Origin of the sequence: Bradyrhizobium iriomotense, from assembly GCF_018129405.1 — a bacterium.
GTDB lineage: Bacteria > Pseudomonadota > Alphaproteobacteria > Rhizobiales > Xanthobacteraceae > Bradyrhizobium > Bradyrhizobium iriomotense_B.
Genome location: NZ_JAFCLP010000021.1, coordinates 111,600 through 133,408 on the forward strand (window position 1 = coordinate 111,600; position 21,809 = coordinate 133,408).

Annotated in this window: 24 protein-coding genes; 14 read left to right on the forward strand and 10 right to left on the reverse strand. The window is 63.8% G+C overall.

The features are described 5' to 3' along the window. Positions 1-12 precede the first annotated feature (12 nt). Genes JQ592_RS31405 through JQ592_RS31415 form a run of 3 tightly spaced genes read right to left on the reverse strand, consistent with a single transcriptional unit; the run spans position 13 to position 2,185 of the window. A complete protein-coding gene (locus JQ592_RS31405; protein WP_211406609.1) occupies positions 13-744 on the reverse strand; it encodes an amino acid ABC transporter ATP-binding protein in 732 nt (243 codons plus the stop codon). After that, the gene (locus JQ592_RS31410; protein ID WP_080140251.1) at positions 741-1,394 is read right to left on the reverse strand and encodes an amino acid ABC transporter permease; all 654 of its coding nucleotides are present in this window, start codon (positions 1,392-1,394) and stop codon (positions 741-743) included. Before JQ592_RS31410 ends, JQ592_RS31405 begins: the two co-directional genes overlap by 4 nt. A gap of 32 nt (positions 1,395-1,426) precedes the next feature. Next, on the reverse strand, positions 1,427-2,185 hold the full coding sequence (locus tag JQ592_RS31415; RefSeq protein ID WP_211406610.1) for an ABC transporter substrate-binding protein: 759 nt from the start codon (positions 2,183-2,185) through the stop codon (positions 1,427-1,429). 24 nt (positions 2,186-2,209) lie between these two features. On the opposite strand from JQ592_RS31415, the gene JQ592_RS31420 reads away from it, so the two are divergent. Together JQ592_RS31420 and JQ592_RS31425 are read left to right on the forward strand one after the other, a co-directional pair. After that, the gene (locus JQ592_RS31420; protein WP_211406611.1) at positions 2,210-2,347 is read left to right on the forward strand and encodes a hypothetical protein; all 138 of its coding nucleotides are present in this window, start codon (positions 2,210-2,212) and stop codon (positions 2,345-2,347) included. A gap of 19 nt (positions 2,348-2,366) precedes the next feature. Continuing rightward, complete coding sequence (locus tag JQ592_RS31425) at positions 2,367-3,011, forward strand: helix-turn-helix domain-containing protein (RefSeq protein ID WP_211406612.1); 645 nt, start codon at positions 2,367-2,369, stop codon at positions 3,009-3,011. A 106-nt stretch (positions 3,012-3,117) separates the two neighbouring features. Here the strand turns inward: JQ592_RS31425 and JQ592_RS31430 are convergent, their stop codons facing one another. Then, positions 3,118-4,383, reverse strand: a complete 1,266-nt coding sequence (locus JQ592_RS31430) for a D-amino acid dehydrogenase (RefSeq protein ID WP_211406613.1) — start codon at positions 4,381-4,383, stop codon at positions 3,118-3,120. A 70-nt stretch (positions 4,384-4,453) separates the two neighbouring features. After that, complete coding sequence (locus JQ592_RS31435; RefSeq protein WP_211406614.1) at positions 4,454-5,782, reverse strand: aspartate aminotransferase family protein; 1,329 nt, start codon at positions 5,780-5,782, stop codon at positions 4,454-4,456. A 148-nt stretch (positions 5,783-5,930) separates the two neighbouring features. Between JQ592_RS31435 and JQ592_RS31440 the strand changes: the two genes are divergently transcribed. Together JQ592_RS31440 and JQ592_RS31445 are read left to right on the forward strand one after the other, a co-directional pair. Continuing rightward, positions 5,931-6,479 carry a cupin domain-containing protein gene (locus JQ592_RS31440; RefSeq protein ID WP_018646206.1) on the forward strand — a complete coding sequence of 183 codons (549 nt, stop codon included), beginning with the start codon at positions 5,931-5,933 and terminating at the stop codon, positions 6,477-6,479. Positions 6,480-6,666: 187 nt separating this feature from the next. Continuing rightward, a complete protein-coding gene (locus JQ592_RS31445; protein ID WP_211406615.1) occupies positions 6,667-6,819 on the forward strand; it encodes a hypothetical protein in 153 nt (50 codons plus the stop codon). Positions 6,820-6,863: 44 nt separating this feature from the next. Here the strand turns inward: JQ592_RS31445 and JQ592_RS31450 are convergent, their stop codons facing one another. From JQ592_RS31450 to JQ592_RS31460, 3 genes are read right to left on the reverse strand one after another with little or no spacing between them, the layout of a single operon-like run. Continuing rightward, positions 6,864-9,125 (reverse strand): xanthine dehydrogenase family protein molybdopterin-binding subunit, encoded by a 2,262-nt coding sequence (locus JQ592_RS31450; protein WP_211406616.1) that lies wholly within the window; start codon positions 9,123-9,125, stop codon positions 6,864-6,866. Beyond that, complete coding sequence (locus JQ592_RS31455) at positions 9,118-10,173, reverse strand: FAD binding domain-containing protein (RefSeq protein ID WP_211406617.1); 1,056 nt, start codon at positions 10,171-10,173, stop codon at positions 9,118-9,120. The genes JQ592_RS31450 and JQ592_RS31455 overlap by 8 nt, the downstream gene beginning before the upstream one ends. After that, positions 10,170-10,667: a (2Fe-2S)-binding protein gene (locus JQ592_RS31460; protein WP_211406618.1), complete on the reverse strand. Its 498-nt coding sequence runs from the start codon at positions 10,665-10,667 to the stop codon at positions 10,170-10,172. Before JQ592_RS31460 ends, JQ592_RS31455 begins: the two co-directional genes overlap by 4 nt. A 251-nt stretch (positions 10,668-10,918) precedes the next feature. Here JQ592_RS31460 and JQ592_RS31465 point away from each other — a divergent pair, with 251 nt between their 5' ends. The 3 genes from JQ592_RS31465 to JQ592_RS31475 all read left to right on the forward strand — a co-directional run bounded on the left by JQ592_RS31465 (position 10,919) and on the right by JQ592_RS31475 (position 13,577). After that, positions 10,919-11,557: a TetR/AcrR family transcriptional regulator gene (locus tag JQ592_RS31465; protein WP_211406646.1), complete on the forward strand. Its 639-nt coding sequence runs from the start codon at positions 10,919-10,921 to the stop codon at positions 11,555-11,557. Between the two features lie 125 nt (positions 11,558-11,682). After that, a complete protein-coding gene (locus JQ592_RS31470; protein WP_211406619.1) occupies positions 11,683-12,666 on the forward strand; it encodes an ABC transporter substrate-binding protein in 984 nt (327 codons plus the stop codon). Positions 12,667-13,169: 503 nt separating this feature from the next. Beyond that, on the forward strand, positions 13,170-13,577 hold the full coding sequence (locus JQ592_RS31475; RefSeq protein WP_211406620.1) for a DUF4864 domain-containing protein: 408 nt from the start codon (positions 13,170-13,172) through the stop codon (positions 13,575-13,577). Here the strand turns inward: JQ592_RS31475 and JQ592_RS31480 are convergent. Next, positions 13,574-14,839, reverse strand: a complete 1,266-nt coding sequence (locus JQ592_RS31480; protein WP_211406621.1) for an MFS transporter — start codon at positions 14,837-14,839, stop codon at positions 13,574-13,576. The two genes, JQ592_RS31475 and JQ592_RS31480, sit on opposite strands and share 4 nt — an antisense overlap. 151 nt (positions 14,840-14,990) lie before the next feature. Here JQ592_RS31480 and JQ592_RS31485 point away from each other — a divergent pair, with 151 nt between their 5' ends. The 6 genes from JQ592_RS31485 to JQ592_RS31510 all read left to right on the forward strand — a co-directional run bounded on the left by JQ592_RS31485 (position 14,991) and on the right by JQ592_RS31510 (position 19,401). Then, the gene (locus tag JQ592_RS31485; protein WP_211406622.1) at positions 14,991-15,434 is read left to right on the forward strand and encodes a hypothetical protein; all 444 of its coding nucleotides are present in this window, start codon (positions 14,991-14,993) and stop codon (positions 15,432-15,434) included. Positions 15,435-15,507: 73 nt separating this feature from the next. Then, positions 15,508-15,792, forward strand: coding sequence for a hypothetical protein (locus JQ592_RS31490; RefSeq protein WP_211406623.1), 285 nt, complete (start codon positions 15,508-15,510; stop codon positions 15,790-15,792). Positions 15,793-15,801: 9 nt separating this feature from the next. Continuing rightward, positions 15,802-17,244, forward strand: a complete 1,443-nt coding sequence (locus tag JQ592_RS31495; RefSeq protein ID WP_211406624.1) for a TolC family protein — start codon at positions 15,802-15,804, stop codon at positions 17,242-17,244. A 13-nt stretch (positions 17,245-17,257) separates the two neighbouring features. After that, positions 17,258-18,595 (forward strand): multicopper oxidase family protein, encoded by a 1,338-nt coding sequence (locus tag JQ592_RS31500; RefSeq protein ID WP_211406625.1) that lies wholly within the window; start codon positions 17,258-17,260, stop codon positions 18,593-18,595. Positions 18,596-18,627: 32 nt separating this feature from the next. Next, positions 18,628-19,083, forward strand: a complete 456-nt coding sequence (locus JQ592_RS31505) for a cupredoxin domain-containing protein (protein WP_211406626.1) — start codon at positions 18,628-18,630, stop codon at positions 19,081-19,083. A 15-nt stretch (positions 19,084-19,098) separates the two neighbouring features. Beyond that, on the forward strand, positions 19,099-19,401 hold the full coding sequence (locus JQ592_RS31510) for a copper-binding protein (protein ID WP_211406627.1): 303 nt from the start codon (positions 19,099-19,101) through the stop codon (positions 19,399-19,401). A 1,158-nt stretch (positions 19,402-20,559) separates the two neighbouring features. Here the strand turns inward: JQ592_RS31510 and JQ592_RS31515 are convergent. Beyond that, entirely contained in the window at positions 20,560-21,093 is a 534-nt protein-coding gene (locus tag JQ592_RS31515) for an REP-associated tyrosine transposase (RefSeq protein WP_211406628.1), read from the reverse strand. A 332-nt stretch (positions 21,094-21,425) separates the two neighbouring features. On the opposite strand from JQ592_RS31515, the gene JQ592_RS31520 reads away from it, so the two are divergent. Further along, on the forward strand, positions 21,426-21,809 hold the full coding sequence (locus JQ592_RS31520) for a hypothetical protein (RefSeq protein WP_211406629.1): 384 nt from the start codon (positions 21,426-21,428) through the stop codon (positions 21,807-21,809).

Sequence of the window (21,809 nt, forward strand, 5' to 3'; positions counted from 1 at the left end):
GGCGAAGTCCGGTCAGAGCGGATGCAGCACGCGGCGCAAGAAGTCCTGCGTGCGCGCGTGCTGCGGTTGATTGAGCACCGATTTCGCCGGCCCCTGCTCGACGATGACACCGCCGTCGATGAACAGCACGCGATCGGCGACGTCGCGGGCAAAGCCCATCTCGTGGGTGACGACCACCATGGTCATGCCGTCGTCGGCGAGCTTGCGCATCACGCCGAGGACGTCGCCGACGAGCTCGGGATCGAGCGCCGAGGTCGGCTCGTCGAACAGGATCGCCTTGGGCTGCATCGCCAACGCCCGCGCAATCGCGACGCGCTGCTGCTGGCCGCCGGAGAGCTGCGGCGGATGGGCGTCGGCCTTCTCGGCCAGCCCGACCTGCGCGAGCAGCGCGCGGCCGCGCTCCAGCACCTGGGCTCGCGGCTCCTTCTTCACGAAGAGCGGACCCTCGACGACGTTCTCCAGCGCCGTCCGGTGCGGGAACAGGTTGAAGCGCTGGAACACCATCGAGACCTGGGTGCGGATGTTCACGATCGACGGCGCGTCGCGATCGACCTTCAATCCCTCGACGCTGATCTCGCCGCGATCGTAGCTTTCGAGCCCGTTGATGCAGCGAAGAATGGTCGACTTGCCGGAGCCTGACGGCCCGATGATGCAGACCACCTCGCCCTTCTCGACGGAAGCCGTGATGCCCTTGAGCACCTCGACCTTGCCAAAACTCTTGTGGACGTCGTTCAGCTCGATCATCGCTTGCCGGCCCGCTTCTCGAAATGACGAACCAGCAGGATCAGCGGGATGCTCATCGTGAGATACATCAGCGCAACCAGCGTGAACACGCTGGTGTTCTTGAAGGTCGAGGACGCGATCAGCTTGCCCTGCAGCGCAAGCTCGGCAACCGTGATGGTCGAGGCCTGCGAGGAGTCCTTCAGCATCATGATCATGACGTTGCCGTAGGGCGGCAGCACGATTCGCACGGCCTGCGGCAGCACCACGCGGCGCATGGTGAGCCACCAGCCCATGCCGATCGACTGCGCCGCCTCGATCTGGCCCTTGTCGATGGCCTCGATGCCGGCACGGAAGTTTTCCGCCTGATAGGCCGAATAGGCGATGCCGAGCCCGAGGATGGCGGCCTGCAAGGCCGACAGCGTGACGCCGAGATCGGGCATCACGAAGTAGAGATAGAACAAGAGCACGATGATCGGGATGCCGCGGATCACGTTGATCAGGCTGGCGCTGAGCATCGACAGCGCCTTGATGCCGGAGACCCGCATCATCGCCCAGACGAGGCCGAGCACGGTCGAGAGCAGCAGCGAGCCGATGGTGACGACGATCGTCAATGCGACGCCGTTCATCAGGATCGGGAAGAACTCGGCGGCGTCGTGCCAGAAGCCTTTCATCGGGCAGCCTTCGATCGATCGGGTCTTGCCAATCAGCCCTGCGCCTTCTGGCCCCATTTCTCGAGGATCTTGTCGATGGTGCCGTTGGCCTTCAGCTTTGCCAGCGACGCGTTGATCTTGCCGAGCAGCGCGCTCTCGCCCTTGCGCACGCCGATGCCGACCGAGCCGACGGTGACGGGCTTGTAGCTGTCGACGAGACGCACGTCGGGGAAACCGCCCTGCTTCAGGTTATAGGCGAGGATGGGATAGTCGGCGAAGCCAGCCTTGAGACGGCCGGTGTTCACGTCGCGCAGGATGTCGGGGATGGTGTCGTAGGCCTTCACGTCCGCGAACAGGCCGGACTTCTTCAGCGCATCGACGAAGGCGGTGCCTACTTGCGCGCCGACCGTCTCGCCCTTCAGATCCTCCTGTGCAGCGTAGGCCTTGGCATCGCCCTTCGGCACCACGAGGCCTTCACCGTAGGTGTAGATCGGGTCTGAGAAATCGACGACCTCCTTGCGCGGCGCGGTGATGAACATCGCAGCCGCAATGATGTCGATTTTGCTCGAGGTCAGCGACGGGATCAGCGCCGAGAACGCCATCGGCTCGATCTGCACGTTGAGGCCGGCGTCCTTGCCGACCTCGGTGATGATATCGACCATGATGCCCTGGATGGTGTTGGTCTTGGTGTCGAGGAAGGTGAAGGGAATGCCTGTCGGCGTCGAGCCGACCTTCAGCACCTGCTGCGCCGAGCCGGGCGCGGCGGCAAACAGCGCGAGTGCCGCAACGGCGGCCTGAGCAAAACGCTTCATCACATCCCCCTTTGGGTCCGGCCCATGGCGGCGCTCGCGGATGTCTTGATCGCAGACGTTGCGGGCCAAGCCGTTTCGGCCTATTTTCACCAATATGAAAATTTGGTCACACTTTCGCGGGTGATGCAAGCGGTTTTCATGCACATGAAGGAAGCGGTTTGACGTGAGCGGTGGCAAAAGAATGCGCAAACCGGCCGCCGCAAAGCCGGCCAGGAAGGTGAAGGCCAAACCTATCACCAAGCCGGCCGAGCCGGCGATGGACGTCGCGGTCGGCCGCCGCATCCGCGACCTCAGGCGCGTCAGGCAGTTCTCGCTGGAGACGGTCGCGGCGCGCACGGAGCTGTCGATCGGTTTCCTCAGCCAGATCGAGCGCGGCCTGTCGTCGCCGTCGCTGCGGGTGCTGGCGACGCTCGCCGACGTGCTCGGCGTCGGCATCGCCGCCTTGTTCGGCGCGAGCCCGAGCGCCGACGGTGCATCCGACCAGGTGGTGACGCGCGGCCTGCAGCGCCCCGAGCTGAAGCTCTGGCGCACCGGCGTCTCAAAACAATTGCTGAGCCCGGCCAGCGCCGACAACCGGCTCAACCTGTTCCTGGTGCATCTGGAGCCCGGCGGCTCCACCGGCGACGAGCTCTACACCCATGACGGCGAAGAAGCCGGCCTCGTGCTCGAGGGCGAGATGATGCTGACGGTGGACAGCGAGACGTGGTCGCTGAAGACGGGCGACAGCTTTCGATTTGCCAGCCGAAGGCCGCACCGGTTTTCGAACCCGGCGAATGATGCGAAAGCGGTGGTGCTGTGGGTGAATTGCGTGACGGGGACGGGGTAGCTCCGCCGTCATTGCGAGCGCAGCGAAGCAATCCAGACTGCCTCAACGAAAGGACTCTGGATTGCTTCGTCGCAAGGGCTCCTCGCAATGACGAGGGGATAGAGCCTTACCCAAACCTGTACTTGTACCGATCCACCGACAGCGCACTCACATCGATGTCCGGCTTCTTGCCCGACAGCATGTCGGCGAGCACGCGCCCCGAACCGCAGGACATGGTCCAGCCGAGCGTGCCGTGGCCGGTGTTGAGGTGGAGGTTGGCGTAGTGGGTCGGGCCGATCACCGGAGGCCCGTCCGGCGTCATCGGGCGCAGGCCGCTCCAGAACGTCGCCTTGGAGAGATCACCGCCGCGCGGGAACAGGTCGGTCAGCGAATGATCCAGCGTGGCGCGGCGCGCATCGTACAGCTTGCTCGAATAGCCGGAGATTTCGGCGGTGCCGCCGACGCGGATGCGATTGCCGAGGCGGGTGATCGCGACCTTGTAGCTCTCATCCATCACGGTGGATTCCGGCGCGCCGGAGGCGTCCTTGATCGGCACCGTGATCGAATAGCCCTTCACCGGATAGACCGGCAGCGACATGCCGAGCGGCGCGACGAGCCGCGGCGACCAGCTGCCGAGTGCGAGCACGTAAGCGTCCGCCTGCAACAGGCCGGCGCTGGTAGCGACGCCGCTGACGCGCGCACCGTCGGTGACGATGCGGTCGATGCCGGTGTTGAACATGAAGCGCACGCCGAGCGCCTGAGCATGCTTGGCCAGCGCCTGCGTGAACATGTGGCAGTCGCCGGTCTCGTCCTGCGGCAGGCGAAGCCCGCCGGCGAACTTCTCCTTCACGCCGCCGAGCGCCGGCTCGACCGCGATGCAGCCCTCGCGGCTCAGCACCTCGAAGGGCACGCCATATTGCTTGAGCACGGCGATGTCCTCAGCCGTGCCGTCGAGCTGGGACTGGTAGCGGAACAGCTGCAGCGTGCCCTGCGAGCGCTCGTCATACTGGATGCCGATGTCGCGGCGCAGATCGCGCAGGCAGTCACGGCTGTATTCCGCGATCGGGATCATCCGGCTCTTGTTGACCGCGTAACGCTCGCTGGTGCAGTTGCGCAGCATCTTGAGCAGCCAGACCCACATCACGGGGTCGAGCTTCGGCCGGATCACCAGCGGGCCGTGCTTCATCAAGAGCCACTTGACCGCCTTCACCGGCACGCCGGGACCGGCCCAGGGCGAGGAATAGCCGGGCGACACCTCGCCGGCATTGGCGAAAGAGGTCTCCAGTGCCGGCTCCGGCTGACGGTCGACGACCGTCACGTCATGGCCGGCACGTGCGAGGTAGTAGGCAGAGGTGACACCGATGACACCGCTGCCGAGGATCAGAACTTTCACGCTTGGTCAAACTCCCGCGGCATCACGCTCGCCGCTGCAAGGAAACAACTCGCAACGGCGAGAGCAATTATCAGGCCACCTTCTTGATGGCGTCGCCGAGGATCGAGACCATCTGGTCGATGTGGCTCTTCTCGACGATGAGCGGAGGCGACATCGCGAAGCTGTCGCCGCTCATGCGCAAGTAAAGGCCGGTGTTGAAGCAGTCGACCATGACGTCATAGCCGCGCGCGCCGACGACGCCGTCGCGCGGCGCCAGCTCGACCGCGCCCATCAGGCCGCAATTGCGGATGTCGACGACGTTCGGCAGGCCCTTGAGCGAATGCAGCGCATCGCGCCAGTATTCGGCGATCGACGCACCACGCGTGAGCAGGCCCTCGTCCTTGTAGATGTCGAGCGTCGCGATACCGGCGGCGCAGGCGGTCGGATGCGCGGAATAAGTGTAGCCGTGGAACAGCTCCATCTGGTTCTCGGGGCCGACCATCATGCCGTCATGCACCTTGCGGCTCGCGAACACCGCGCCGCAGGGAATGGTGCCGTTGGTGATGCCCTTGGCCGTCGTCATCAGGTCCGGCGTAACGCCGAAGAAGTTGGCGGCGAACGGCGTGCCGAGGCGGCCGAAGCCGGTGATGACCTCGTCGAAAATCAGCAGGATGCCATGCTTGTCGCAGATCTCGCGCAGGCGCTGCAGATAGCCCTTCGGCGGCGGCAGCACCGCGGTCGAGCCCGGCACCGGCTCGACGATGACGGCGGCGATCGTCTCGGCGCCGTGCAGGGCCACCAGACGCTCGAGATCGTCGGCAAGCTCGGCGCCATGCTCGGGCTGGTCCTTGGCGAAGGCGTTGCGGGTGAGATCGTGGGTGTGGCGGATGTGGTCGACGCCCGGCAGCAGGGTCGCGAACGCGCGGCGGTTGGCGACCATGCCGCCGACCGAGGTGCCGCCGAAGCCGACGCCGTGATAGCCGCGCTCACGGCCGATCAGGCGGGTGCGGCTCGACTGGCCGGTGGCGCGATGATAGGCGAGCGCGATCTTCAGCGCGGTATCGACCGACTCGGAGCCGGAATTGGTGAAGAAGACGCGATCGAGGCCCTTCGGCGCGATCTCGGCGAGCCGCTCGGCGAAGTCGAAGGCCAGCGGATGGCCCATCTGGAACGTGGGCGCGAAATCCAGCGTCATCAGCTGCCGCTCGACCGCGGCGGCGATCTGCTTGCGGCCGTGGCCGGCATTGACGCACCAGAGGCCGGCGGAGCCGTCGATCACCTTGCGGCCGTCGACGGTGGTGTAGTGCATGCTCTCGGCCGAGGAGAACAGGCGCGGCGCCTTCTTGAACTGCCGGTTGGCCGTGAACGGCATCCAGAACGAGTCGGTCTTGATAGTGTTCGGAATCTGATGAAGGGTCACGGCCGCGCTCCTTTGCTGACGGGGTAGCAGAGCCACGGCTGGGAAAGCGCAACAAGTCCTTTTCTGGTGACCTGCAAGCCATTGATTTCACTGGGGCGCCCGGTCCATATTTGCGCGATCCGCAACACCTGCAACACAGGACTTGGCTATGAGCGTCGACATCGGTGGACGGCTGCGATTCATCCGGGCCCGCCACAAGCTGTCGCAGCGGGAACTCGCCAAGCGCGCCGGGGTCACCAATTCGACGATCTCGCTGATCGAATCCAACCAGATGAACCCGTCGGTCGGCGCGCTCAAGCGCATCCTCGACGGCATTCCGATGGGGCTCGCCGAGTTCTTCGCGCTGGAGCCGGAGTCCAGGCGCAAGATCTTCTACCGCGCCGAGGAGCTGACGGAGGTCGGCAAGAAGCCGATCTCGTATCGGCAGGTCGGCGACAATTTGTTCGGCCGCAGCCTGCAGATATTGAAAGAGCGCTACGAGCCCGGCAGCGACACCGGACGCGTCCATCTCGTCCATGACGGCGAGGAAGGCGGCATCGTGATATCGGGCAAGCTCGAAGTCACCGTCGAGGACGAGCGTCGGATTCTCAATCCAGGCGATGCCTATTATTTCGAGAGCCGCCGCCCGCATCGCTTCCGCTGCGTCGGCGGCAAGCCGTGCGAGGTGATCTCGGCCTGCACGCCGCCGACGTTCTGACGCGCCATCAGCCCCTCCGCAATCATACGGAGCCACCGTTATCTTACGGAGCTTGAGCCAGCTCAATTTCTGCCGGCTGAACCGCTATATATTCGGAACCGTAGCCGAGCAGCCTGGCGCAGAGGTGCTGAGGTTATGGCCCCGGACTCCTAGGCACTCCGGGGCCGCTTCGTAACAGGGCTCGCAGATGAAGATCACGCTCGCCAATGCAGAAGCCGCGCTCGACGAAGTCCAGCGCGATGCCGACAAGCTCCATTCGCGCGAGCTGCGCAAGGCCATTGCCGACTACATCGAGATGCAGCGCGCGGCGCTCAAGGCGGTCCGCAAGAAGCTGCACTAGCAGGACGCGGCGGAGCGAGAATGTCTCGCCCCGCCTTCTACCTCTCAGGACTGCGTCAGCAACTCCTCGATCCGGATCGGGAAGCGGCGGACGCGCACGCCGGTCGCATGCCAGACGGCGTTGGCGACCGCACCGGCACTGCCGGTGATGCCGATCTCGCCGACGCCCTTGATGCCGAGCGCATTGACATGCGGATCGTGCTCGTCGACCGTGATGACGTCGAGCGGCGGCACGTCGGCATTCACGGGGATGTGGTACTCGCCGAGATTGGCGTTCATGATGCGGCCGCTGCGGCGGTCGGTGATGGCTTCCTCGTGCAGCGCGAAGGACAGGCCCCAGATCATGCCGCCGAACAGCTGGCTCTTCACCAGGTGCGGATTGACGATCCGCCCCGCGGCGAAGGCACCTACCATGCGGGTGACGCGGACCTGCCCGAGCTCGGGATCGACCTTCACCTCCGCGAACACCGCGCCATGGGCGTGCATCGCATATTCCTCCATCGCTGCTGGATTCGGCGCGCCGGTGCCGCCGGCCTCGACCTCGGCAACGCCGGCGCGCGCCAGGATCTCGGCATAGCTCTCGCTGCGGCTCTCGTCGTCACGCCGGACCAGCCTGCCGTCCCGCGCGATCACCCCCGCATTGCCGGCGCCGAACAACGGCGAGCGCTCGTCGTTCGTGGCGAGATCGGCGAGCTTTGCGATCACGGCCGCGCCGGCGCTGTGAATCGCCGCACCTGCTGTCGCGGTATGGGCCGAGCCGCCGGCAATGCCGGCATCGGGCAGGTCGGACGTGCCGGCCTTGAACTCGACGCGGTCGATATCGAGGCCGACGGCATCGGCCGCGATCTGGGCCAGCGCCGTCCAGGCGCCCTGCCCCATGTCATGCGCGCCGATCTCCATGACACCCGAGCCATCGCGGCGGATTGCTGCGCGTGCCTGGGCCTGGAACATCAGCGCCGGGAAGGTCGCCGTGCCCACGCCCCAGCCGACCAGGAAGCCGGCATCGTCGCGCATCTGCCGCGGCTGGAGCGAACGCTTCGCCCAGCCGAACCGCGCCGCACCCTGCTCGTAGCAGGCACGCAGTGCCTTGGACGAGAACGGCTTGCCGGAGATCGGCTCGACCTCGGCGTAGTTCTTCAGGCGGAAAGCGAGCGGATCCATGCCGCAGGCCCAGGCCATCTCGTCAATCGCGCTTTCCAGCGCGATCGAGCCGGTCGCCTCCCCCGGCGCGCGCATGAACAGCGGCGTGCCGGTGTTGACGCGCACGGCGTCGTGCGAGGTGCGGATCGCAGGCGCCGCATAGAGCGTGTGCGAAGCATCGGCCGCGGGCTCGTAGAAATCGTCGAACGTGCTCGACACCGTCCTTGCGTGATGATCGAGCGCCGTCAGGCGACCCTCGCCGTCGGCGCCGATGCGCAAGCGCTGCCGCGTCGGCGCGCGATGACCGACCGGGCCGTACATCTGCTCACGGCGCAGCACCAGCTTGACCGGCCTGCCGACGAGCTTTGCCGCCATGATGCCGAGCGTCTGCGGCCCGGCCATCAATCCCTTGGAGCCGAAGCCGCCGCCGAGGAACGGGCTGCGGATGTGGATCTTGTCGTGCGCGATGCCGAACAATTCGGCGATGCGCGCCAGCGACAGCATCAGGCCCTGGGTCGGCATGTCGATCTGCAGGCGGTCGCCGTCCCAGGAGGCGACGATCGCATGCGGCTCCATCGCGTTGTGATATTGCGGCGGCGTCTGGTAAATCGCGTCGATCTGCTTCTCGGCCGAGGCGAGACCCGCCTCGACATCGCCGCGGTGAAGCTCCGTGGGATTGCCGACACCGACGACCGGCGGCACGAAGCTTTCGCCGGCATCGAGGCCGACGAGCGCGGGCTGCACCTCATATCGCGGCGCCAGCAGCGCAGCACCTTCCGTCGCCGCCTCCAGCGTCTCCGCGATCACCACCGCGATCGGCTGGTTGGCGTAGCGGATCTCGTCGCTTTGCAACACCTCCATCCGGAACACGAATGGATTGGTCTTGATCTCGGGGTCGACCGCAAGCGGTGGCTTGTGGTCCGGCGTCATGACGTCGACGACGCCGGGATGACGTTTTGCGGCGACGACATCGAGCGAGGCCACCCGGCCGCGCGAAATGCCGGAGACGGCCGTCACCGCAAACAGCATGCCGGGCGGATGATTGTCGGCGGCGTAGGTCGCCTGCCCCTTGACCTTGAGGACGCCGTCACGGCGGGTCAGCGGCTGGCCGATGTTCGAGCCGTGCCGCAAATGGGCGGGAGCGCTGGTCAGGTTGAGCTCAGGCATGAATGGCTCCGGAGGTCGAGGCAAAGGGAGAGGCCGGCAGCGCGGGGACGCGCGCGGGCGTGCCGGCAGCGGCAAGGGTCAGCGCGCGTACGACGATGCGGCGCGCCAGCTCGATCTTGAAGGCGTTGTCGCCGGACGGTTTTGCATCGGCGAGCGCACGCCAGGCGGCTTCCTGGAAGGCGTCGGCCGTGGGCGCGACACCCCTCAGCACGTCTTCCGCGGCACGGGCGCGCCAGGGCTTTGCGGCGACGCCGCCGAGCGCCAGCCGCGCCTCCGCAATCTTGCCGTTCTCGATCCGCAACGCGGCCGCCGCCGAGACGACAGCGAAGGCATAGGAGGTGCGCTCGCGGACCTTGAGGTAACGCGCATGCGCGGAAAATCCGCGCGCTGCGGGCGGCAGACGCAACGCGACAATGAGGTCGCCGGGCTCGAGCGCCGACTCACGCTCTGGCGTATTGCCCGGCAGGCGATGCAGCTCGTCGAGCGCGATCTCTCGCCGTCCGTTCCTGCCTTCGATCTCGACGACGGCATCGAGCGCGACGAGCGGCACGCAGAAGTCGGACGGATGGGTGGCGATGCAGCTCTCGCTCCAGCCGAGCACGGCATGGCCGCGGTTCTCGCCGTCTCTAGCGTCGCAGCCGGTGCCGGCCTCACGCTTGTTGCAGCGGCTGGCAGTGTCGTAGAAATACGCACAACGTGTCCGCTGCAGCAGATTGCCGCCGACGGTGGCGGCATTGCGCAATTGCGCTGACGCGCCGGAGAGCAACGCCTCGGCGACGGCCGGATAGGATGTTGCAAAGCCCGGGTCATGCGCGAGATCGGCGTTGCTGACCAGCGCGCCGATGCGCAACGATCCATCGGCGAGGGTCTCGATCTGATCCAGCCCGTCGAGATGGGTGACATCGACCAGGCGATCCGGACGGCTGACGCCGCCCTTCATCAGGTCGAGCAGGTTGGTGCCGGCGGCAAGATAGACAGCGCCCGGCTGGGCGGCGGCGGCAACGGCTTCAGTGACCGTGGCAGGCCTGACATAGTCGAACTGTTTCATGCGGAGCGCCTCTGATTGGTTTCGTCCATGCCGGCCTGCGCCTCGAGCACGGCATCGACGATGCCGGCATAAGCGCCGCAGCGGCAGAGATTGCCGCTCATGCATTCGCGGATGCGTTCGGGATCGTTGCCGGCCTGCGCCTCTTGCATCATGCCGATCGCGCTCATGACCTGGCCGGGCGTGCAGAAGCCGCATTGAAATCCGTCATGGGCGATGAAGGCGGCCTGCACGGGATGCAGCTGGTCGCCGCGCGCGACGCCTTCGATGGTGAGGATATCGGCGCCGTCGTGGCTGACGGCGAGTGCGAGGCAGGAGTTGATGCGCTTGCCGTCGACGAGAATGGTGCAGGCGCCGCACTGGCCGCGGTCGCATCCCTTCTTGGTTCCGGTCAGGTGGAGGCGCTCACGCAGGAGATCGAGCAGCGTGACGCGCGGATCGTCGAGGACGAAGTCGCGCCGCGCACCGTTCACGGTGAGGCTGATGGAGTGGTTCATACAAGGCTCCGATCAGATATGGACATGGCTCATCGCTCAGCGCGCCACCTCCGTGGCCGCCGTCGAATAGCGTCGCCCCAACACGATCCGGGCCGACGCATGCACGAAGATACGGAGGCACCCTCCGCTTAACAAGGGCCGCCCGGAAATATTTGGAATTCGTCAAAGCCCGTGCGCGTACAACGCGATGCAGCCAGCCAAGGGTTCAACAAGGGTTCAATCTAACCAATTCGTGATCTACATTGCCTGATATGGACGACCACACCGACCAGATCCGAAAGCCCCGCGCCGATGCCGTGCGCAATCGCGAGCGCGTGCTCGAGGCGGCGAAGGCCGTGTTCAGCGCCGGCGGGCCCGAGGCGAGCCTGGAAGCCGTGGCGAAACGCGCCGGCGTCGGCATCGGCACGCTCTATCGGCATTTCCCGACACGCGAGGATCTGTTCGAGGCGGTGTACCGGCGCGAGGTCGAGCAGCTCAGCGAACTTGCCGAACAATTGAAGACTACGAAGGACCCGGTCGACGCGCTCAGGCGCTGGCTGCGTTCCGGTGTCGAATTCGTTGCCACCAAGAAGGGCATGGTGGCAGCCCTGGCACTCGCAGTGCAGAGCGGGTCCGAGTTGCATGCCTTCTCCTTCGAGCGCCTGACCACGGCGATCGGATCGCTGCTCCATCGGGCCGTCGCGGCCGGCGAGATGCGCGCCGACATCAGTCCCGAGGACCTGCTGCGCGCGTTCTTCGGCATGTGCTACATGCACGACCAGCCCGGCTGGCAGTCCTCGGTCTTGCGCATGCTCGACGTGTTCGTCGACGGTCTGCGGGTGCAGACGGCCGCCAGGGCCAAGGCGCGCACGTCCAAGACGACGAAGCCGGCGACGAAGCGAAAGCGCTAGTGGAAGCGGACAGTCGCCTCGCTGCGACCAATTATTCGTAAGGGGCTTGAGAGCCTTATTCTCTACTAGGGACTTATGGTAGCTTCAGCCTGCTCTGATGTTGCCGGCGCAGCCGGGAGGCCGACATGGGACGTCGCGAGTTCATCGGGATGGTTGGCGCCGCATGCGTGTCGGTGTCGCCATTCGTTGCGAGGGCGCAGCGCTCAGCACCGGCGAGAGTCGGATTTCTTGGCGGTACGTCGTCGCCTGTCGGCCAGACTCTGCTTGCTTGTTTTCTGTCCGGTATGCGCAAATTTGGCTGGACTGAGGGACGAGATTTCAAGCTGGAGCTTCGGTGGACGGAAGGCATCGTTGATCGATATTCCCAGTTTGCCGCCGAACTTGTCCGATTGAATCCGGACCTGATCGTCGCGACATCTACACCTGGAGCCCAGGCCGCCAAACGGGCAACGACCCGTATTCCGATCGTTTTTGCGGCGGTAAGTGACCCAGTGGCCAGCGGTATCGTGGAGAGCTTGGCGCGTCCCGGCGGAAATATCACCGGAGTATCGAATTTCCTGCCATCAACAAGCGCCAAACTGATCGAATTGTTGAAGGCCGTCGCGCCGAACCTCACGCGCGTATGTGTCCTGCATAATCCCGGCAACGCTGGCAAGATGTTGGAACTGCTGGAGCTCAAAACCGGTGGACAGGCCTCCGGGGTCTTTATCGAGCCGATTGAAGTCCGGTCAACTGACGATCTGGAGAGGCTGTTGTCTGCGGGCGCGCATTTCCATTGCCAAGCACTCATCACACTACAGGAGGCGCTCACTTTTGCCTATCGGAAACAGATCGCAGAGTTTGCGGTACAAAACCAATTGGCGACGATCTTCCAGGTCAGAGAATATGTCGAAGCCGGCGGCTTGATGTCCTATGGGTTGAACTTTTGTGAGAACTATGGCCGCGCGGCCTATTATGTCGATAGAGTTCTAAAGGGTACGCATCCAAGCGATCTACCAGTCGAGCTGCCAAAGACATTCGAACTCATCATTAATCTCACCACCGCAAAGTCGCTCGGCATCGCTGTTCCGCCAACCTTGCTTGCCCGCGCCGACGAGGTTATCGAATGAGATGATTGCTGTGGTGAATGAGTCCGGTAGCGTCATGGGAGCTGCCGAGGGCAGCCCGTGACCGAAGCAGCCGTCCTGTCGCAAGCAAGCAGCAAGGTGCGGCACAATAGCTTTGGTTTGAAGCTGGACGGATCAAGCTGGCCGGTCCCGCTGCAAGTGCAAAGAGCCTAGGCAGACTCCCGATGCCGGCGGGCAAATTGTGCTGTTACGTCGATCTCCTGGTGAAGGATGAAAGCGATGCTTATTGTCTCTCTCTTTGGCGGTTGGTCTCTCGGCATTATTGGCGGATTGCCCGACGACACTGCCATGACTCTAGCATCGTCCTGTTGATGTCCGCACCTGGCCCATCGGCGACCTTCAACGATGTCTGCTGTTTGTGCCGCCGTTGAGGGATGAGCGGGCATCGGGATCACCAAGCCAAGCGCGTGATTCATGAGTACACGCCCTGGCGCCGCAGATGTGCTAGGATCGCCCTCCGTCGGGATATCCACGCGGAGCCTGTCATGCGCATCGCAGCCTTGCTGGTCGCTCTCATTGTTGCCTGTAGTCACGTTTCGGCGTTTGCCGACGATGTCGCGACGGCCCAGGGCGTCATCCGCGCCCAAGAGCAGGCGTTCGTCCGCGACGATGCCACGGCCGCCTATTCCTATGCCGCACCGACGATCAAGGAGATCTTCCCCGCACCCGACATCTTCATGTCCATGGTGCAGAACGGCTACGCGCCGGTCTATCGTCACCAGAGTTTTGAATTTGGCGAGAGCAAGAGCGAAGGAAACTGGATCGCCCAGCGCGTCCACATCGTCGATGCCAATGGCGAAGCCTGGGAGGCGCTCTACACGCTCGAGCAGCAGCCGGACGGCAGCTACAAGATCACCGGCTGCTCGTTACTGAAAGCAGGACAGGCCGTCTAAGTCGCAAAACCCGGCCCGGTCTTGACCGAACCCATCCGCGAGCGGATCAGCAGCAGCACGACGATGCCGATATTGAGCGCGTTCCAGGCGACGCCGTTGGCGAAAGCCGCGCCGTAGGAGCCCGTGGCATCGAAGATCACGCCCGACACCCAGCCGCCGAACGACATGCCGAACACGGAAGCGAAGATCACGATGCCGACGCGGGTTGCGGCTTCGCTCGCCGGCATCGCCTCGCGCACGATGATGGCGTAGCTCGGCACAATGCCGCCCTGGAACAGGCCGAACATCGCGGAGATCAGATAGAGCGAGGTAAGGCTGTCGAAGAACAAATAGAACACGAGCGCAAAACCTTGCGCCAGCGATCCCACCAGCAGCGTGCGGATGCCGCCGATCTTGTCGGCGAGATAGCCCGAGCCGATGCGGCTGACGATGCCGCAGGCCATCATCAGCGACAGCATCTCGGCACCGCGCGCGACGCCATAGCCGAGATCGCCGCAATAGGCGACGATATGGACCTGCGGCATCGCCATCGCCACGCAGCAGGAGATGCTGGCGATCGAGAGCAGCACCGTCAGCGTGTTGGTCGAGAGCTTGAGATCGACCCGCGGCGGCGGCGCGTTGGCATGATCGCGGGCATGGTCGTCGCCCATCTGCGCGCGCAGGACGAGGACCAGAAGCGCCATCGTGCTCGCGCAGACGATGCCGATGCCGATATGGGTGTAGCGCCAGCCGGCGGTCTGCGTGCCCCAGTTCACGATCGGCGGCCACATCGTGCCGGCGACGTAATTGCCGCTGGCGACGATGGTCACGGCAAGTCCGCGGTAGCGCTCGAACCAGTGCGAGGCTTCCGCCATCAGCGGCGCGAAGGTCGCGGAGGTGCCGAGGCCGATCAGGAAATACGCCGCGACGAACTGCCAGAGCTGAGTTGACAGGCCCGCAAGCACATTGGCGACGGCGAGAAAAGCAATGCTGATCGCCATCGCGGACACGATGCCGAACCGGTCGGTGATCTTGCCGGCGATCACGCCGCCCAGCCCGAAACCGAACATCATCAGCGTGAAGGCCAGCGACACTGCGCCGCGTGTGGCACCGAATTCCGCCTGCACCACGGGAATCACAACCACGACCGCCCACATGCCGACGGCGCCGATTGAGCCGATCACCAGCGCAATGACGAGCCGCATCCAGGCCTGACGGGAATCAGGGCTGAACGAATCAGGTGTTTGTCCGGGATGAATTGGTGCGTGCACGGGCCGGAACATGACCCGCGGATCAACCGAGGGTCAACCAACGTGGCGATATATTGGGCATGCGCGGTGCACTGCGGTAAGAAGGTGCTTGGCGAAACCGCGCTTTGCCATTAGTTTGCAATCAGCGTGTGCAACCTTGCCGCGCGAGGAGCCTATCGGCGGAATGTTGTTGCGGTTGACGCGATCGATGCGGATCAGGGTGGGGCGGATCATCGCCCTCGCCTATCTGTTCTGCGTGCTCGCGCCGGCAGTAGCGCTGGCCTGGGGCAATGGTCCGGCGCCGTGCCTTGCTGACGAGGCTCTGCTGGTTGATCTCGTGCCGGTGCATCACCAGATGGCGAGCCATCAGCACGGCGATGCCTCGCACGAACATGCGGGAACCCACGCGCATCACCAGACCGCTGCGAAGGACGCACCCGCTCCGCACAATCATGGCGACAAGGGAACAGTGGGTCCGTGCTGTGCGATGATGTGCGTTAGCGCGTTGCCGGCCGATCTGCCGATCGTCGCCACACCGGTCCAGCCGACGTCGACCTGCGCGCCCGAGATCGTGGCCAGCCTGCACAGCGCGGCGCCGCCCCAGCACTACCGCCCCCCCATCGCCTGATCTGACGCAACGACGTCGGTCCGAGCGCGCATCTGCGCGCGCGAACCTGTGGTTTCCAGATCAGGGATAAATCATGCTTGCGCTTTCCCCCGGGGCGAAGTCTGCCGCCGCATCTGCGGTGGGTGGACGACACTTTCGATTCAATTGGCTGCTGGCCTTTGCCGCGCTGGCGCTGTCGGGCTGCATGCCGGCAACGACACACGTCGCCAGCGCCGACCCCGCCGATCCGGCGGCGAAGGTGGCACACGTCGGCTATCGCTCGACCATTGCGCCCTATACCAGCCTGCGGCCCACGACGCCGGCACCATGGCGGGACCGCAACGACGCCGTCACGCCGCAACCGAAGCAAGACCGGTAGGAGCGCGCCATGGCACATCATTTTGCGCGGGGCCTGCTCGTGCTCGGCGCGTTCGGGCTTTCATCGATAGGTCTTGCCGGCTGCATGGCGTTCTCGCCGGACGGCGGCATGACGACGGTCTCGGACCTCACCGACCAGACCATCAAAAAGCACGTCGCCTTCGTCCGATCGGCCGAAGGCGCCGAGGCCGTCGACGCGACCGTCCGCCGGTTGCTGGCGCGCACGCTGACCATCGAGACCGCCGTGCAGATCGCCCTGCTCAACAACAAGGGGCTGCAAGCCGCTTACAACGAGCTGGCGCTAGCCGAAACCGAACAGGTCGAGCAGAGCCTACCGCCCAATCCTGTGTTCTCGATCTCGCGAATCTCGGGCAATGGCGCGAACGAGATCGAGCGCCAGGTGGTCGGCGACATTCTCGCCCTCGCAACGCTGCCGTTCCGCTCCGAGATCGCGCGCGACCGCTTCCGTCAGGCACAATTGCGCGCTGCCCTGGCGACGCTGCGGCTCGCCGCGGACGTGCGCCGCGCCTATGTCCGCGCGGTTGCCGCCAACGAGATGGTGGTGCTGCTGACGGATGCGAAGGCGACGGCGGAATCGACCGCGCAGCTCGCGGCCAAGCTCGGCGAGACCGGCTCACTCAACAAGCTCGACCAGGCCCGCGAGCAGGTATTTTACGCCGAAACCACCGCCGATCTCGCCACCGCGCGGCAGACGGCGACGAGCGCGCGCGAACGGCTGGCGCGCCTGATGGGGCTGTGGGACGACGGTCTCGACTTCCGCTTGCCCAATCAACTGCCGCCGCTGCCGCGACGGCCGCAGACCTTGCCCACGATCGAGGCCGATGCGGTGGCGCATCGCATCGACCTGCAGATCGCACGGCTGGAACTGGCCGCGCTGGCGAAGGCCCTGAACCTCACCGAGGCGACGCGTTTCGTGACGCTGCTCGATCTCGCCGGCATCTCCCGCCGCACCCAGGATCCGGAAGGGCCGCCGTTCCGCGAACGCGGCTTCGACGTGCAGTTCCAGATCCCGATCTTCGACGGCGGCGAGGTGCGGGTGCGGCAGGCTGCCGAAACCTACAATCTCGCCTTCAACCGCCTGACCGAGCGGGCCGTGAATGTCCGCTCCGAAGCGCGCGATGCTTATCGTGTCTATCGCTCCACTTACGACATCGCCGGCCACTACCAGCGCGAGATCATCCCCTTGCGGAAAATCATCACCGAGGAAATGCAGCTGCGCTTCTCCAGCATGCAGGTCGATATTTTCGCACTGCTCACCGAAGCGCGGCAGCGCCTCGCGTCGCTGCGCGGCGCGATCGACGCCAGGCAGAGATTCTTCCTGGCCCAGGCCGACTTGCAGACCGCCGTCAACGGCGGCGGCGCGCCTGCCGCCGGCGGCGAGACTTCAACCACCATCGCCGCGGCAGCACCTGCCGATGGCGGCGGCCACTGAGATGGAGGCCAAGATGTTTTCCCGCCGAGGATTTTTGGGCACCGCCGCGCTTGCCGGCGCGTCGGCCATCAGCGGCCGTGTGCAGGCCGCTTCGATTCCGGAAGCACCCACCATGGACAAGGTGGTGATGCAACCGCCGCTGCACCCCATCAGCGGCCCCGACTATCGCCCCGTGGTCACGCTGAACGGCTGGTCGCTGCCGTTCCGCATGAATGGCGACTGGAAGGAATTCCATCTCGTCGCCGAGCCCGTGGTGCGCGAGTTCGCCGAGGGCATGAAGGTGAATTTGTGGGGCTATAACGGCCAATCGCCGGGCCCGACCATCGAAGCGGTCGAGGGCGACAAGGTCCGCATCTTCGTCACCAACAAACTGCCCGAATACACCACCGTGCACTGGCACGGCATGATCGTGCCGAGCGGCATGGACGGCGTCGGCGGATTGAACCAGCCGCACATCGAGCCGGGCAAGACCTTCGTCTACGAATTCGAGATGAAGAAGAGTGGGACCTTCATGTACCACCCGCATTCCGACGAGATGGTGCAGATGGCGATGGGCATGATGGGCATGTTCATCGTGCACCCGCGCGATCCGAACTTCCGACCCGTCGACCGCGACTTCGTGTTCGTGATGAGCACCTATCGCGTCGATCCCGGCACATATCTGCCGCATGTCAACGAGATGACCGACTTCAACATGTGGACCTGGAATGCGCGGGTATTTCCCGGCATCGATCCGCTGCCCGTCAGGCTCGGCGACAAGGTGCGCGTGCGCATCGGCAATCTCAGCATGACCAACCATCCGATCCATTTGCACGGCCACAGTTTTGCGGTGACCTGCACCGACGGCGGCTGGATCCCGGAGAGCGCGCAATATCCGGAGACGACCACCGACGTTCCGGTCGGCGCTGTCAGGGTGTTCGACGTGCTCGCCGACAATCCCGGCGACTGGGCGTTCCACTGTCACAAGTCGCACCACACCATGAACGCGATGGGACACGACGTGCGCAACCTCATCGGCGTGTCGCGCAAGGATCTCGCCAAGGCCGTTGGCAAGCTCGCGCCTGACGGCATGGCCATGGGCTCGACCGGCATGGCGATGGGCAACATGGAGATGCCCGCGCCCGACAACACGCTGCCGATGATGACCGGCACCGGCCAGTTCGGGCCGATCGAGATGGGCGGCATGTTCACGGTGATGAAGATCCGCGAGGGCCTCGCGCGCGACGATTACCGCGATCCCGGGCCGTACAAATTTCCGCAAGGCACCGTCGCCTACGAGGTCACCGCGCCGGCCGCTGAGCCGGCCCGGCAGAAACCCGGCAGCCCGCCGATGAAGAACATGAAGATGTGAGCGTTTCGATGAACCACCAACTGGAGACTAAAATGAAGAAGACCGTCACATTCGTCCTCGCGCTGGCAGCACTCTCGATCTCGTCCGCCGGCGCGCACGAAAATCACGGCCATACGTCCTTTTCGGCGGGCGAGCCCGGCGATCCCAAGAAGCCGGCGCGCACCATCGAGATCGCGCTGAGCGAGATGTCGTACGAGCCGTCGAAGATCAATGTGAAGCGCGGCGAACAGATCCGCTTCGTGCTCCGCAATGTGGGCAAGGAGGACCACGAGTTCCTGCTCGCGACACCTAAGGAGAATCTCGCGCATGCCGAGGTGATGAAGAAGCATCCGCACATGGAGCATGATGAGCCCAACGGCGTGCGGCTTGCGCCGAACAAGACGGCCGAGGTCGTCTGGAAATTCACCAAGGCAGGCACCTTCGAGTTCTCCTGCCTGATCCCCGACCATCGCGAGTACGGCATGGTCGGCCAGGTCACCGTCAAGTAAACAGTGGAGATTCCTATGAACCGCATCATCCGCATCGCTGCAGCGCTGGCGCTGACCATGAGCCTTGCTGCCGGAGCCATCGCCGCCGAAGGCACTTCGATCAGCGGCGAGGTCAAGAAGATCGACGAGAGCGCGGGCAAGATCACGCTCAAGCACGGGCCGGCCAAGAGCCTCGGCATGGAGGAGCCCATGACCATGGTCTACCGCGTCAAGGACGCCGCAATGCTCAAGCAGGTGAAGGTCGGCGACAAGGTGACCTTCGAGGCCGAGGAGGCGACCTCGGGGTACACGGTGACCAAGATGCAGAAGGCGAAGTGAGGGGCGCTTTGCCACCTGCCCCGTCATTCCGGGATGGTCCGCAGGATCAGACCCGGAATCTCGAGATTCTCAGGTGCGCAATTGCGCACCATAGTTCGATGCTGCGCATCGCCCCGGAGCTCGTAACCCGTAGGATGGGTTGAGCCCTTGCGAAACCCATCTCTTCCCCATCACCGCCCTCCGCAATCGCGGTCATCGTCCGACTGACCGCCCGCCTAGCCGGCTGGATCGCACGTAGAATGAGTAGAGCGGAAGCGAAACTCAACAATCTGAGATATGGTGGTGATGGGTTTCGCGAAGAGCTCAACCCATCCTACGGGCTGCCTCCGACAACACCCGATATAATACTTATGGACCTACATTGGGTACTGTTACTGGCCTTGGCATAAGCAGCACGGATCAGGTGACAAAGCTTTTCTATGCGGGGCCACCATCAAATACACTATTGTCGCCGCTCAAATGAGGCTCGGGGCTAGAATAGCGATGATGCCTTTTGGTTTCGCTGGCGTGTTGCTCGTTCCTCTCTTGACGTCCGCGCAAGTGTTAGCTCTTAGAGATAGAATTGCTGAAGCACTTCGTTCCGAAGGCGCGAAAGACATAGTGGTTAGTGAAACACGGATTGCGTTTTCCGGACTCACTGGCACTCGTACTCTTCGTCCGTTGGTGAACATTCAAAAGTGCGAAATCTGTTTCGAGAAGGAGGCGGAATCAGCGCGCGTTAGCTACGTCTGTTCAGTAGAGTGGTGGCCGTTTCTTGGCGTTGTCCTCATTTCATTTGGGTTTGTGGTACTCGCCGTCAGTGGATCGTCGGTTGCTTACCATGCGGGTATATTCGCATTGATTACATTTGTCTTATTCGTTGCCAATTCATTGTTTGTGCGTCGTCGATTCCGGCGCTGGCTAGCGAGCATAGCTACAAATCGTGAGGCGCCCTGAAGCTGCGGTCGCCTAGAAATTGCAGTGACAGCCCGTAGGATGGGTTGAGCCCTTGCGAAACCCATCTTGTCCCGATCACCGCTCTCCGTAATCGCGGCCATCATCCGACTGATCGCCCGCCCAATCGGCTGGATAGTTGCCGAGCGCCACGTGACGATGAAACGAAGACGGCGCCCAGCTCGTAGGATGGGTTGAGCCCTTGCGAAACCCATCTCCTCCCGATCACCGCTCTCCGTAATCGCGGCCATCATCTGACTGATCGCCCGCCCAATCGGCTGGATAGTTGCCGAGCGCCACGTGACGATGAAACGAAGACGGCGCCCAGTCGCGAACCCGGTCGACGTGCCCATGCTTGACCGGATTGATGTGAACATAATCGACATGCCGGGCGAAGTCGGTTTCGTCGCGAATGGTATGCTCCCAATATCTGCGTTGCCAGATGCCCCGTTCGCCCTTGGCCGAACGGCTTTGGGATATCCTTTCGTTCCGCGCCAGACGACGCGAAAAGGCGGACTTGATCAACTGCCAGCGCATTGCAAAATCGGCGTCACCTTCGGGCAATGTCCATACGGTGTGAAGGTGATCGGGCAACACCACGATGGCGTCGATCGTGAATGGGTGGCGCCGGTGCGTCTGACGAAACGCGGCGCGCAACAGCTCGACATGATCCGTCAGCAACGATAGCTTCCTCTCCGCCAGATTGACGGTGAAGAAGAAGCATCCACCCGGAACGAAGTTGCGACGGTACCCGGTCATGACGGGACGCTACCACGAAACAAGTGCGATGGGTTTCGCGAAGAGCTCAACCCATCCTACGGGCTATCGTCCTACGCTCGCCACAACGCTCGGCCCGCAGCCAGCTAGCGATGCCCGCATTGTTGCGCATGAACTCGGACACAGCGTTACGGGTACGGGCGATGCTGGTCCTGGGCAGATGGATAATGTAAATCAGAACGAGAACCCAATTGCGACGCAGTTGGGAGATCCCGCAAGAATACAATACTTAGCGGGAAGTGGACCAAATAGATTCGATGGCTCGGCCTCATCAGGTGTTTCATCCTTTGAGCCAACCAAATGAGCAGCTCAAAATGAACAACTCTGCAATTTGGGCGGTCATTACGATGTTGGGGGGAGCATTCAGTCCCGTTCAGGACAATATCCGAACTGTCATCCCCCGCCATATTGGCGATCCGGAGATGGACCTGGCGGAAGCCATCGCGGCGGGTGACCTTTCGCTTCGCGGCATCTTTGGATACACGGTTGACGTTCCTGGGATAAGAGGCGATGCCGCGACGTTGTCAAAAAAGTTTGAAATCCGTGTGATCGAGGGTACTTCTGACTCGGTCGATCTTAATCCCTTCGCTTATGGTAATAGAGCAAGGAGATACGCATCTTCTTACAATAAGCTTCTATTCAAAAGGTTGGGATGCGATCCGGAATTGCCAATGGAAAAATGCAGCGATTATCCGTGA

Excerpts from the sequence above, each read along its gene's own strand:
- JQ592_RS31405 (WP_211406609.1), bottom strand. The coding sequence starts at position 744 with ATGATCGAGCTGAACGACGTCCACAAGAGTTTTGGCAAGGTCGAGGTG.
- JQ592_RS31410 (WP_080140251.1), bottom strand. The coding sequence starts at position 1,394 with ATGAAAGGCTTCTGGCACGACGCCGCCGAGTTCTTCCCGATCCTGATG.
- JQ592_RS31415 (WP_211406610.1), bottom strand. The coding sequence starts at position 2,185 with ATGAAGCGTTTTGCTCAGGCCGCCGTTGCGGCACTCGCGCTGTTTGCC.
- JQ592_RS31420 (WP_211406611.1), top strand. The coding sequence starts at position 2,210 with ATGGCGGCGCTCGCGGATGTCTTGATCGCAGACGTTGCGGGCCAAGCC.
- JQ592_RS31425 (WP_211406612.1), top strand. The coding sequence starts at position 2,367 with ATGCGCAAACCGGCCGCCGCAAAGCCGGCCAGGAAGGTGAAGGCCAAA.
- JQ592_RS31440 (WP_018646206.1), top strand. The coding sequence starts at position 5,931 with ATGAGCGTCGACATCGGTGGACGGCTGCGATTCATCCGGGCCCGCCAC.
- JQ592_RS31445 (WP_211406615.1), top strand. The coding sequence starts at position 6,667 with ATGAAGATCACGCTCGCCAATGCAGAAGCCGCGCTCGACGAAGTCCAG.
- JQ592_RS31450 (WP_211406616.1), bottom strand. The coding sequence starts at position 9,125 with ATGCCTGAGCTCAACCTGACCAGCGCTCCCGCCCATTTGCGGCACGGC.
- JQ592_RS31455 (WP_211406617.1), bottom strand. The coding sequence starts at position 10,173 with ATGAAACAGTTCGACTATGTCAGGCCTGCCACGGTCACTGAAGCCGTT.
- JQ592_RS31460 (WP_211406618.1), bottom strand. The coding sequence starts at position 10,667 with ATGAACCACTCCATCAGCCTCACCGTGAACGGTGCGCGGCGCGACTTC.
- JQ592_RS31465 (WP_211406646.1), top strand. The coding sequence starts at position 10,919 with ATGGACGACCACACCGACCAGATCCGAAAGCCCCGCGCCGATGCCGTG.
- JQ592_RS31470 (WP_211406619.1), top strand. The coding sequence starts at position 11,683 with ATGGGACGTCGCGAGTTCATCGGGATGGTTGGCGCCGCATGCGTGTCG.
- JQ592_RS31475 (WP_211406620.1), top strand. The coding sequence starts at position 13,170 with ATGCGCATCGCAGCCTTGCTGGTCGCTCTCATTGTTGCCTGTAGTCAC.
- JQ592_RS31480 (WP_211406621.1), bottom strand. The coding sequence starts at position 14,839 with ATGTTCCGGCCCGTGCACGCACCAATTCATCCCGGACAAACACCTGAT.
- JQ592_RS31485 (WP_211406622.1), top strand. The coding sequence starts at position 14,991 with ATGTTGTTGCGGTTGACGCGATCGATGCGGATCAGGGTGGGGCGGATC.
- JQ592_RS31490 (WP_211406623.1), top strand. The coding sequence starts at position 15,508 with ATGCTTGCGCTTTCCCCCGGGGCGAAGTCTGCCGCCGCATCTGCGGTG.
- JQ592_RS31495 (WP_211406624.1), top strand. The coding sequence starts at position 15,802 with ATGGCACATCATTTTGCGCGGGGCCTGCTCGTGCTCGGCGCGTTCGGG.
- JQ592_RS31500 (WP_211406625.1), top strand. The coding sequence starts at position 17,258 with ATGTTTTCCCGCCGAGGATTTTTGGGCACCGCCGCGCTTGCCGGCGCG.
- JQ592_RS31505 (WP_211406626.1), top strand. The coding sequence starts at position 18,628 with ATGAAGAAGACCGTCACATTCGTCCTCGCGCTGGCAGCACTCTCGATC.
- JQ592_RS31510 (WP_211406627.1), top strand. The coding sequence starts at position 19,099 with ATGAACCGCATCATCCGCATCGCTGCAGCGCTGGCGCTGACCATGAGC.
- JQ592_RS31515 (WP_211406628.1), bottom strand. The coding sequence starts at position 21,093 with ATGACCGGGTACCGTCGCAACTTCGTTCCGGGTGGATGCTTCTTCTTC.
- JQ592_RS31520 (WP_211406629.1), top strand. The coding sequence starts at position 21,426 with ATGAACAACTCTGCAATTTGGGCGGTCATTACGATGTTGGGGGGAGCA.